Source organism: Peribacillus sp. FSL R5-0717, assembly GCF_038002945.1.
GTDB lineage: Bacteria > Bacillota > Bacilli > Bacillales > DSM-1321 > Peribacillus > Peribacillus frigoritolerans.
In genome coordinates this window covers 4,651,739-4,662,500 of the sequence record NZ_JBBOOF010000001.1, presented here as the reverse complement: position 1 = coordinate 4,662,500, position 10,762 = coordinate 4,651,739, and the positions used below count along the sequence as shown (strand labels likewise).

Here is a 10,762-nt window from a genome sequence, read left to right as displayed (position 1 = left end):
AGTCGCCTTCGCCACTGGTGTTCCTCCAAATCTCTACGCATTTCACCGCTACACTTGGAATTCCACTTTCCTCTTCTGCACTCAAGTTCCCCAGTTTCCAATGACCCTCCACGGTTGAGCCGTGGGCTTTCACATCAGACTTAAGGAACCACCTGCGCGCGCTTTACGCCCAATAATTCCGGACAACGCTTGCCACCTACGTATTACCGCGGCTGCTGGCACGTAGTTAGCCGTGGCTTTCTGGTTAGGTACCGTCAAGGTACCAGCAGTTACTCTGGTACTTGTTCTTCCCTAACAACAGAACTTTACGACCCGAAGGCCTTCTTCGTTCACGCGGCGTTGCTCCGTCAGACTTTCGTCCATTGCGGAAGATTCCCTACTGCTGCCTCCCGTAGGAGTCTGGGCCGTGTCTCAGTCCCAGTGTGGCCGATCACCCTCTCAGGTCGGCTACGCATCGTCGCCTTGGTGAGCCATTACCTCACCAACTAGCTAATGCGCCGCGGGCCCATCTATAAGTGACAGCGTAAACCGTCTTTCCATCTTCTCTCATGCGAGAAAAGAACGTATCCGGTATTAGCTCCGGTTTCCCGAAGTTATCCCAGTCTTATAGGCAGGTTGCCCACGTGTTACTCACCCGTCCGCCGCTAATCTCAGGGAGCAAGCTCCCATCGATTCGCTCGACTTGCATGTATTAGGCACGCCGCCAGCGTTCGTCCTGAGCCAGGATCAAACTCTCCGAAGAAATGTTTGACTTGCTCATTTGCTTTTTTGATAGTGTGTGCTCACTTATAATTTAACGTTGGCGCTTTGTTTTGTTCAGTTTTCAAAGAGCAATTTGTTGAAGGTTTTTTTCAACTAATTCATCTTAATATAACGTTGAATAGTTGTCAACTTCTACGAAGTATTTCTTTTTTTAAAATCGCTCATTAATTAGGCGACTTCATTATCATACTGCTATTTTTCTTTAGTGTCAACATTTAATTCGTAAAATAAGAATCTCTAATAACATTTTCCTCTTGAAACCCTCTTGTTAATGAATACAAAAAAACACCCTACGTGTTTCATCTTTAAATTAATCAACTGGGACGCACTAAAATAATCGATGGATCATTCAATATGAATATAAAAGTTCGTACGAACAGACTATTGAGAGACATCACTAATTAACAACAGTTCCTAAATGGTAACCACTAGGGGTAATAGGCTCATTCTTCCTAAGTATCCCCTCGTTCCCAATGACGATGGCAGCTTTATTGTACTCAATAGGATAGATCGTTGTAGGTTTCTGTTTTACAGAAGCATTTTCTTGTAAACAATCTTCTATATCTGCTGCTGGTAAAACAGCTAACAAATTAAGTTTTTTATTATACTTTTTAAAAATGGTAAGAAGTTGTTTTTCTTCTTTTTCAGTCACTTCTGTTGAGGGCAATTTTGTCTTCCGAATAAATAAGTTCAGCTTCAGGAGAAGTATGTATTGCGTCATCTTGAAGCATATGTCTTTGTTGTTTCTTATTACGTTCAAGATGCTTATAATAGGAGTGCTTCGCTATTTGACAAAGCCAAACTGACATTTTTGACATTTTACATTCACCATTATATCTATCAATGGATTTTACAGCTTGATAGAAGGTTTCTTGTGTTAGTTCTTCTGATAAATCTGAGTTGTGACAAAGACACATTAGATATTTAAAAACTTCTTCAGCATAATTGCTATAAATTTCATCTAGTTCTCCCAATCCTTTTCCTCCTTTCGTCTATATATCCGATTCAAGTCAATTTTGTTACAAAAAATATTTATTTTTATTGGCAACAGAAAACCGCCAAACAAAATGGCGGCTTAAGCATTTAATTCAACATAACTAACCTGCCCCGTTACTTTAAGTGAAATGTTTCACAATATGTTCTCTTATACAAACAAGAATCTTTTTAATGTTTGTTTCCTTTAGCCTCTATTTGCACGTGTGAAATGAACAAAGCAGCATAAGACATACATATTAGAGTGAACTATGTAAGCTGATTTTTACAATACATTCCATTTCCCTTCTTTTATTTTGAATATTTCAACTGATTACATTCCTTGCAAAAACAAGAATAAGAAGAGGGGCAGGACACAAACTATGCTAAAAAGGAGAGTGTATATCATGGATGAAAAGGGTTTAAAACAGAACGCTAGTAATACTTTACGTACGAATAAAAAGAAAACTTTAGAAATAATAGCAAGTGTTGATGAGTTAAAAAAAGAGCATGAACCAGAGTATGTCTTTTTATATTGGGATGAGTTGAGATAGCCCTTAGTTTAACAAGTTACATGCTTTATAAGCCTTATTTGTACTTATAAAGTTACAATCCTTCTAAAAAATCCACTCTTTTAGAAGGACTTATGACCCTTTCTTTTATAACTTGTTCTGCTTTTTAATACCCGCATACACATCGTCCCTTTGCATTGGTTGCTTTTTACATTTTTCGAACCAATTTCCCGGAATCTTTTATTATCTTCAATTTCACTTTTCCAATCACCATTCTTCATGCTCCATCATATAATACCTCAAAGGAAAACCGGGGGTATCAACATGCAAGACAATCAACATGGATCGCAAATGACTGAGGTTGAAAAGTTTGATGAATGGGTAAAAAGTTTTTTTCTGGATCCGGAAACTTGTGCGTTGGATCATCAACTTTTTTCAATTGATATATACGAAAGTGACGATGAGTATATGGTGGAAGCGGTTTTGGAAGATCATGATGTGAAAGATATTAAAGTATGCCTAAGTGATAATGAGCTATCGATCATCGTTGACGATACTCATAAGCCATTTCTTGAAAAAAAAGAAGATAAGCTACCCACACAGAGAAAGATCCCTTTCCCTTTTTCGATTTGCTCACGAAGAATTACCGCTGAATTCTCGAATCCGATATTGGTGATTCGCATCCATAAGTTTTCCCCCGGAAAAACAGCTGAAGATATTAACATTGAGTAGTTCGTTCATAAAAATAAAAAGAATGGCCTAGGGACCACTTCCCCCTTAGCCATTCTTTTTTCTTGATTAACCAGCAAAATAAAAGGACGTCCGACTTCCTTTTTGTGTCGAAATGACTTGAAGCTGTGCATCGATTCTTTCTTTCAATTCCGGGACATGGGATATTATCCCTACCAATCTCCCGGTGCTTTGTATATCCATTAATGCTTCAATTGCATGATCAAGAGATTCAGGGTCGAGCGTACCGAAACCTTCATCGATGAACATCGTTTCAAGTGAAATTCCGCCAGCATTCTGCTGGACAACATCTGCAAGACCCAAGGCAAGTGCAAGGGAAGCCTTAAAGCTCTCTCCTCCCGAAAGGGTTTTGACATGCCTCTCTTGTCCTGTATATTGATCATACACAGATAACTCCAGACCGCTCTGGATATTCCTTCGTGTAGGATCAAGCTTTCGCAATAACTGATATCTTCCGCTTGTCATTTTCAGCAGCCTTGAATTGGCTTCTTTTAAGATATCATCTAAAAAGGCTGCCAGTACATAACGTTCAAAAGTTATTTTAAAGGAGTTTTGACCTTTGGAAATCTCAGACAGATGACCGACGATACTGTACCTTTCATCCAAACTTTTCTGTTCTTCCCTAATTTGCGCCAATTTCCTTTGGATTTCTTCGTTAGTCCGTTTTTCAGCCTGCAACTCATTCTGTTTTTGGCGTAACGACCCCAATTCTTCATCTATGAAATCGAATGTCTTTTTCAATCCTTCAAGATCCGGTTTGGTCACATCTTTTAATTTCATTTCCAAATCATGAAACAGACTTAAAACACTTTGCCAATTTTGATTATACTGCTGAACTTGGTCCTCCAAATTTCCAAGAGCTGCTTCCGATATTTTTGCTGCCGTATATTCTTTATAATTGGAAAAACCTTGATTGGTCATATCCGCAATTAACTTTTCCCGCTCCTCTTTCAATTCTGTATTTAAAGCCTCGATATTTCCACTTAGGGATTCTTTTTTCGCACTGATGGCCGATTCTCTTTCCTTCACCAGTTGAAGGTTTTTTTGTGCATCTTCCAAGGCAATTTGTAAGCGTTTCTGCGTATTTACTGCCATTAGATAAGCTGCATTATATTCTTCCTCTGTCCGTATTCCGTCTGGCAGGGAATCCGTTAATCCTGTTAGTTTTGTAGAGTTTTCAATATACCTGGTTTTCCCTTGGTCCTCTTTTCTCTCTAAAGAGATCAGATTTTCCTTTAGCTCGGACGCTTTCTCTTTTAAATCCAGCAACCTTTTTTCCTGATCATTTAATACTGACTTTTTCCGCATCAATTCTTTTAGCTGTTCTTGCAGCACTTTTCCTTTTTGTACAAACTGCAGCAAATGCTCATTAATATCTTCATTCCTAAACTCCGGCATGTCATTTTGTAAGTCACTTAGCTTCTCTTGTGAAGACTCTAACAGTGCGTCATATTTGGATTTCGCTTGATAATATTCACTTTCAGCTTGGCTTTTTTGTTGTTCCGCCGTTTTCAGCTTGTTTTCTTGCTCTTTCAGTTCAAAATCCGTCGGCATATGCTCATGCATCTGTGCTGGTTTTGGATGACTTTGTGAACCGCACACAGGACAATTTTCTCCAGAGTGCAGCATGAAAGCAAGCATACCCGCTTGGCCTGATCGCCAGTTTCGGTTCAGGGTTTCCAGTTTTTCCTTCTCCTGATTTTGTATTCTTTGTAACTCCTGGAACCGATTATTCTTTTCATCCAGCACTCGTTTCGTATTCTGGATTTCATAAAGAACTTCTTGAAGCTTTTTAATTTTCGATAAAGCTGAATGATTTCTTTCTGCTTCAATTTCCTGATCACGATAAAGAACAGCCGCTTTTTCCGCTTCTGTTTTTTCTTGAGCGACTTTCTCAGCTTCCGCTTCGACCGACATATGTTCCGAAACAGTTTTTTCACGAAGTCGTTTACAAGTTTGCCACTCTTTTTCATCTAAGGTAACCTGTGCTTTTAAGCTTGAAAAAGTCATGACAGCCTCTTTTACCTGCTCAAGCTGATGAACAGCTCGGACTGCCTGCTCTCTTTCATTTTCCTTCAACATTTCCTTATCATAGCAATCCTGCTTCTCAATGCGCTCAGTTCGTAACTTCTCGGACTGCTCGCTTAACTTTTGAAGTTCGGCATTCGCATCTTGCACTTGTTTGCCAATTCGCAAATAGTATTGTTCCTGCTTTTCAAGTGAAGCCGCTTTGTGTGCCATTTTCATTTGGACTTTCACTTGTTCCATTTCTGGCAGCTTTGCTTCAAGGGCCTCTTTTTCTTTTCGAAGTTTATCTTTTTCCGAAAATCGATTTAATAAATCGACAGCTTTTGAAAGCTCTTGATTTACTTGATCACGAGCTTTTTGCTTTTCCTGTATTTGGTTATTTATATATTCATTTTTTTCTGTTGCTTGCAAAATGACTCCCTGTAACAACGGTAAAACCTGCTGTTCATTAGGCTCTTCCCCTTGCAATTGCGCCTGCAGCTCTTCATGATTTCCAGGATGGATGCCTTTCATCAATTCAATTCGCCGCTGAGCACTTTTTTCGCTTTGCTTTCTTAGGATGGAAGCCTCTTCTTTTAATTTTTCTTCTATTCGTTTATAAAGTTCAGTATGAAATAATTTCTGGAGAATCTGTTCTTTATCCTTGCTGTCGGAAGTTAACAGTTTTCGGAATTCATTTTGTGGAATCATCAGGATTTGCCGGAATTGGTTCGCATCAAGTCCAATGAGTACTTTTATTTTTTCTTCAACTTCCCTTACATTCGCACCCAGCAATTTTTTTCCTTCAGGCAAAACCTCATATAATTCAGCCTTTGCTCCAACCGTAGTTGTTCCTTCACCTGCTTTTTTCTTCCGTTCCTGCTGTGGCGACCGGGTCACCAAATACGTTTTTCCACGCAGGATAAATTGTAATGATACTTCAGTCAACAGATCATCTTCGGCAAACTGACTTCGTAAATCTTGCCCGCTCCGATCTTCACCGCTGGCTTTTCCATATATCGCAAAACTAATCCCATCAAATATCGTTGTTTTCCCTGAGCCTGTCTTTCCAGAGATGACAAACATGGTCCGTTCCCCAAGGGAATTAAAGTCAATGGTTTCGCTTCCTGCATATGGTCCGAATGCCTGCATCGTTAAAATATCCGGTCTCATTTCAAAGCCTCCTCTTTCTTAACAGCTTCAATTACCGAAACCATCAAATCCTGCTTTTGTGAATCAAAGTCCCTATCTGTCATTTCTTGATAAAACGTTTCAAACAGGTCCAATTCTGATTTCCGTTCATCTTTTACAGAAGTGAAGGAATTTTTCCTCCTAAGGTCGGTCAAATCCCACTTTCGCTCCAGATGAAGTACGTTCGGATAAATCTGACGCAAGCGGTTAATAGGATCGATGAGTGCACCCTCATCATTTAGTGTTATTTTCAAATAGTCATCCCTTTTTTGCGATTGATAGAAAGCGGGATCAAGCAACTCTTCCATAACCCCGGATATTTCCCTCATATCGAACTTGGGTGCCAAAGAACGATAACGAATATCAAAGCTTCCATCTTCTTGCATATCGACGATGGAAAGCGACTTATTCTGCTTGGACTCGGAAAAAGAATATTTTAATAGTGATCCAGAGTAAAACACCTTAGGATGACGTATCGCGTCTGGGCTATGTAAATGCCCAAGTGCCGTATAATCGAACGCATCGAATAAGTCGGATGAGACACAGCCAGAACCACCTACCGACAAGACCCTTTCCGAATCGCTCGTTTTTCCGCCTAATACAAAAGCATGTCCTACGAAGACATTCGGCTCATCACTATTGAAATTCTCGGCTATCGTTCCGGTTACCCGCTTCATTGCTTCTTGATGGGAATGGATACTATCATCTTCAAAAAGATGGCGGACCGTCCCAGGTTCTGCATAAGGAACACAATAAAAGTTCACGCCCTTGATGCGAACCGGCTCACATGTTTTTGTCAATTTCCCATGAATGTATAACTGACTATGACGATACCATGATGAACCGAATGCGAGTCTTTCCGCAGAATCATGGTTTCCCGATATCGCAACGATCGGTGTATTCATTTTCACATTAATCGTATAAAGGATTTCATCAAGAAGCTCCACCGCTTCAGTCGGCGGAACGGAACGATCATATAAATCACCGGCAATCACAACCGCATCCGGTTTTTCCTCTTCGACAATTTCTATGAATTGCAAGAGCGCATGCCTTTGGTCATCTGTCATATGTACCCCGTGAACGATTTTACCTAAATGCCAATCAGCCGTATGGATAAATTTCATAGTTTCACTCCGTCCTAAATTTTACTTACTATTATTATATCAAAAATTTAACGAATAGCATGGTTTGGGTACAAACGTTCTAATTTTTACCACGCAGCTCCATTCTTTTGCATGATTCAAAATGAAAAAAGCAGACTCCAAATGAGTCTGCTTCTGAATTTAGACAAACGCGATGAAAATCGAGTTTGTCTACATTTTTTTTGCTTGTACAAATTTTGACGTTGATTTCCACTTCAGGCACTCGCCTTCCGCGGGCGGTCCGGGAGCCTCCTCGGCGCACTCGCGCCTGTGGGGTCTCCTTTAGACTCGCTATTCCCGCAGGAGTCTCGCACACCCGCTCCAATCAACTATGTTTAAAAATTTGGATAGAACTGCACATAACCCTGTCAAGTAGACAATAAAAAAAAGAGTATTTTTTAAGCTGCGGCCTTTTCTCGATATTCAATTGGGGAAAGGCCGTTGAATTTCTCTTGAAAGCGAGCCGTATTGTAAATACTCTATATACTCTTGAATAGCTAGATAAGCTTGCTCTGCTGTTTTTGGACATTTTAAATATAACTTTTCTGTTTTTAAATGTGAGAAGAAGCTTTCTATACACGCGTTGTCGTGACAATTGCCTCGACGAGAGTGGCTTCCTCGAATGCCGAGTTCCTTCACCTGATTTTCATATGATTTCGTCGTATATTGGAATCCTTGATCTGAGTGCAGGAGAGCCCCCTTGCTAATCGGCTTGTCCCTTAGCTGGTTTAGCGTATTATGAACCAATTCAAGATCATTTCGTGTAGAAACTTCCCATGCAACAATTTCATTATTATACAAATCTAAAACGGCAGAAAGGTAGACAAACGTGTCTCCAATCCGTACATAGGTTATATCTGTTACTAACTTATGAAACCTCATCTCTGCGTAGAATTCACGATTTAAGACATTATGAAATACAACTGACCCTCTTCGACCGTAGAAAGGGCGTTTCTTCCGAATGACAGATTGGACCCCCAACTCTCTCATCAATCGACGAACACGCTTGTGGTTTACAACGATTCCTTCTCTGAACAAAGCTCCAGTCATCCGTTTATATCCGTAGTAGGGGTGTAGCTTATGGATGGCTAAAATATGTTCTTTTATCCATAAATTTTTCTCAAGTCGCAAAGAACGAGTAGAATGTGTCTTCCGCCATTTGTAGTATCCAGCCTTTGAAACTTCAGCGATTTTTAATAGCCACGAAAGTGGGTACGTTTTCCTCAAACCATCGATTATTTGAAACCTTTCGGCTTTCAGGACCATTCCTTCCCATGTAGATTTGGATTGCGCTTTTTTAAATAATCCACCTGCGCTTTTAGATAGGCATTTTCCTCTTCGACACTAGAAAAATTCTTACGGTTCCATACACCACGTTGATCTTCAAAAGACTCGTTATTCTGCACTTTCTTCACCCAACTCGCTATCTGTGCATCACTTTTAATACCAAAACGCTCACGAATCTGGCGATATGACCAACCTTCCTCCACTTTCAGACGAACCACTTCTCTCTTTAATTCTTCTGTATACACTTGAAACGTTTGCCCCTTTTTTGCCATACAAAAAACCCCCTCCAGATTGACAGTTAAGAACATTTTATCATGTTCTCTTTTTTCTCTGTCTACCTGAAGGGGATAATACCAAACTCCTTTTGCCTACAGTCTTTTTTGTTTTAAAATAAATCTATTAAAACTTGAGGTGATCAGGATGCTTTCGAAACATCATTCTATTCAACGAGAACAACTTGAAATGATTACTTTTGATCAACTGGTGCCGCCGAACCATTTGGTTCGTAAAATGGAGGCTTCCATTAACTTCACTTTCTTTTATGACTTGGTGAAAGATATGTATTCAGAGGTAGGACGCCGAAGTAATGATCCAGTTATTTTAGTTAAACTGACATTCATTCAATATACCTTCGCTATTCGTTCCATACGACGATTAAGTGTGTATTCGCGGATGCAAAAGAAAAGCAAGGTATGCGTTGGACTACTTTAAGGGGACTTAAAAGATTGTCGATGCAAGCGCTGCTTACTTTCACTGCCATTAATTTAAAGAAGATTGCCATGTGGACATGACAAGGTCCTAAAATAGCATAACCTAGTGGCTCGAAGAGCCCAAATCTCTTAACCTTTGGCCAAAATTAAAAAGGGAATTTTAAAAGGGGTTCGAAATTTTTTTATTCTGAACGCCTTTTGTCTACAAACTGAAGCAGACTCCAAATGAGTCTGCTTTTTTCATCATTAGCTGAATAAATGTTCATATGGACCCATATTCACCTTTCTTTCAGCTAATTTTTTTTGCAAAAATTTATGGTCCCGCTTTGGTGTGGCAATGATATAGCCGCGTATCACTAAATCTTCCGTAATATCGCCCGCTTTTTCCTTTAGCGCCAACTCCCCGATTTTTCCCGCAATCTTATGACGTGCAACATCACGAAAAAGTTCTGGCACAGGACTCACTAAATCTTCCAGTAATTCCTTTTGCTGCTTTGACCATAAGTGCTTTGTTTGATCCAAATAGTATTCTTCCCAATCCATATCGGATTTCCCATCTTCTTTTGGAAATCTTTTCAGGAACTTTCGAAACATGAAAAAGCCACCTATGCTCATCAATATAATTAAAAGGGCTACCCAAAATAGAATGAACCATAAAAACCATCCGCTAAGCAAAGTACCACCTCATATGTATAGAATGATCGTCACTATTATTATAGACAGTAACCCATATCTTTACAAGACTGGCAATGCAATCATTCTTGACCGTTCACTTCCAGCAGGACGAGTGAAAAATCCCCTACCGCATTTTCTTCATATAGATTCGTGACCGAAGTTGCATAGTTAAAAATCTCTGCACGAAACTCCTCGTTTGACTGTGGAATCTTTAAATCAAAAACCATCTGATAAAGAAGTGTAGTAATATCATGATATTCACTATGTGTGACCTTGAAATTGAAACTGACTTTTCTGATTTCCTTACCTTCAGAATCCTTTACAGTTTCAAAAAGAAAATCCGTAACTTGCAGCGGAACATTGTTTAAAATGACCTCGTCAACCATTATCAACATCTCCTTAATAAAGTGGTTAAAGACATGTTATCACTAGAAACTCTCAGCGCCAATTATTCAACCTTGAAAAAATGAAAAAACGTGCACAGGAAACCTGAGCACGTTTTCTTCAAATCAATTTACTTTCCCTTTTTAACGATTATACGCCATTTAGCGCCATCGATTTGCTCGAACTCGGTGATTTCATGACCTTCTGTAGCAGCCCAACGCGGAATGCTCTCCGTTGCTTGTGTGCAATCGAAATTAATGATCAATTCCTCACCTTTTGCCATGTCCGCGATCGCTTCTTTTGCTTCCACTAAAGGGAATGGACACACCATTCCAGTCGTTTCCAATACTTTTGCCATTTATATTCCACT

Annotated in this window: 9 protein-coding genes, 1 rRNA gene and 3 pseudogenes (1 of these 13 only partly in view); 4 read left to right on the top strand and 9 right to left on the bottom strand. The window is 39.6% G+C overall.

Annotated features, from left to right (window positions below; translation table 11 throughout):
- The 3 genes from NYE65_RS22445 to NYE65_RS22435 all read right to left on the bottom strand — a co-directional run.
- Positions 1-742, bottom strand: a 16S ribosomal RNA gene (locus NYE65_RS22445); it reaches 809 nt to the left of the window's first position.
- Between the two features lie 417 nt (positions 743-1,159).
- Positions 1,160-1,429: a hypothetical protein gene (locus tag NYE65_RS22440; RefSeq protein WP_340861728.1), complete on the bottom strand. Its 270-nt coding sequence runs from the start codon at positions 1,427-1,429 to the stop codon at positions 1,160-1,162.
- The gene (locus NYE65_RS22435; protein WP_340861727.1) at positions 1,407-1,736 is read right to left on the bottom strand and encodes an RNA polymerase sigma factor; all 330 of its coding nucleotides are present in this window, start codon (positions 1,734-1,736) and stop codon (positions 1,407-1,409) included. Before NYE65_RS22435 ends, NYE65_RS22440 begins: the two co-directional genes overlap by 23 nt.
- 405 nt (positions 1,737-2,141) lie before the next feature.
- Between NYE65_RS22435 and NYE65_RS22430 the strand changes: the two genes are divergently transcribed.
- Together NYE65_RS22430 and NYE65_RS22425 are read left to right on the top strand one after the other, a co-directional pair.
- The gene (locus NYE65_RS22430) at positions 2,142-2,288 is read left to right on the top strand and encodes a hypothetical protein (protein WP_156404311.1); all 147 of its coding nucleotides are present in this window, start codon (positions 2,142-2,144) and stop codon (positions 2,286-2,288) included.
- A 282-nt stretch (positions 2,289-2,570) separates the two neighbouring features.
- Complete coding sequence (locus tag NYE65_RS22425) at positions 2,571-2,978, top strand: Hsp20/alpha crystallin family protein (protein ID WP_034312897.1); 408 nt, start codon at positions 2,571-2,573, stop codon at positions 2,976-2,978.
- A 66-nt stretch (positions 2,979-3,044) separates the two neighbouring features.
- Here NYE65_RS22425 and NYE65_RS22420 read toward each other — a convergent pair whose 3' ends face one another.
- The 3 genes and pseudogenes from NYE65_RS22420 to NYE65_RS22405 form a co-directional block, all read right to left on the bottom strand.
- Positions 3,045-6,176 (bottom strand): AAA family ATPase, encoded by a 3,132-nt coding sequence (locus NYE65_RS22420; RefSeq protein ID WP_340861726.1) that lies wholly within the window; start codon positions 6,174-6,176, stop codon positions 3,045-3,047.
- Positions 6,173-7,318: an exonuclease SbcCD subunit D gene (locus tag NYE65_RS22415; protein WP_328177712.1), complete on the bottom strand. Its 1,146-nt coding sequence runs from the start codon at positions 7,316-7,318 to the stop codon at positions 6,173-6,175. The genes NYE65_RS22420 and NYE65_RS22415 overlap by 4 nt, the downstream gene beginning before the upstream one ends.
- A 416-nt stretch (positions 7,319-7,734) precedes the next feature.
- Positions 7,735-8,895 (bottom strand): annotated as a pseudogene (locus NYE65_RS22405) (IS3 family transposase).
- Positions 8,896-9,043: 148 nt separating this feature from the next.
- Between NYE65_RS22405 and NYE65_RS22400 the strand changes: the two are divergent.
- Positions 9,044-9,277, top strand: a pseudogene (locus tag NYE65_RS22400) (IS5/IS1182 family transposase); the annotation flags it as partial.
- A pseudogene (locus tag NYE65_RS27345) lies at positions 9,274-9,414 on the top strand (transposase); the annotation flags it as partial. The pseudogenes NYE65_RS22400 and NYE65_RS27345, both read left to right, overlap by 4 nt.
- Before the next feature lie 165 nt (positions 9,415-9,579).
- Here NYE65_RS27345 and NYE65_RS22395 read toward each other — a convergent pair.
- The 3 genes from NYE65_RS22395 to NYE65_RS22385 form a co-directional block, all read right to left on the bottom strand.
- Positions 9,580-10,008 (bottom strand): DUF2621 domain-containing protein, encoded by a 429-nt coding sequence (locus tag NYE65_RS22395; protein WP_034312903.1) that lies wholly within the window; start codon positions 10,006-10,008, stop codon positions 9,580-9,582.
- An 80-nt stretch (positions 10,009-10,088) separates the two neighbouring features.
- A complete protein-coding gene (locus NYE65_RS22390) occupies positions 10,089-10,394 on the bottom strand; it encodes a DUF3219 family protein (protein ID WP_340861725.1) in 306 nt (101 codons plus the stop codon).
- A gap of 128 nt (positions 10,395-10,522) precedes the next feature.
- The gene (locus NYE65_RS22385) at positions 10,523-10,750 is read right to left on the bottom strand and encodes a sulfurtransferase TusA family protein (RefSeq protein WP_340861724.1); all 228 of its coding nucleotides are present in this window, start codon (positions 10,748-10,750) and stop codon (positions 10,523-10,525) included.
- Between the last annotated feature and the right edge of the window lie 12 nt (positions 10,751-10,762).

What these genes read in the sequence shown, in the direction of transcription:
- NYE65_RS22430 (WP_156404311.1), top strand. Translation starts at nt 2,142, where the DNA reads ATGGATGAAAAGGGTTTAAAACAGAACGCTAGTAATACTTTACGTACG.
- NYE65_RS22425 (WP_034312897.1), top strand. Translation starts at nt 2,571, where the DNA reads ATGCAAGACAATCAACATGGATCGCAAATGACTGAGGTTGAAAAGTTT.
- NYE65_RS22420 (WP_340861726.1), bottom strand. Translation starts at nt 6,176, where the DNA reads ATGAGACCGGATATTTTAACGATGCAGGCATTCGGACCATATGCAGGA.
- NYE65_RS22415 (WP_328177712.1), bottom strand. Translation starts at nt 7,318, where the DNA reads ATGAAATTTATCCATACGGCTGATTGGCATTTAGGTAAAATCGTTCAC.
- NYE65_RS22390 (WP_340861725.1), bottom strand. Translation starts at nt 10,394, where the DNA reads ATGGTTGACGAGGTCATTTTAAACAATGTTCCGCTGCAAGTTACGGAT.
- NYE65_RS22385 (WP_340861724.1), bottom strand. Translation starts at nt 10,750, where the DNA reads ATGGCAAAAGTATTGGAAACGACTGGAATGGTGTGTCCATTCCCTTTA.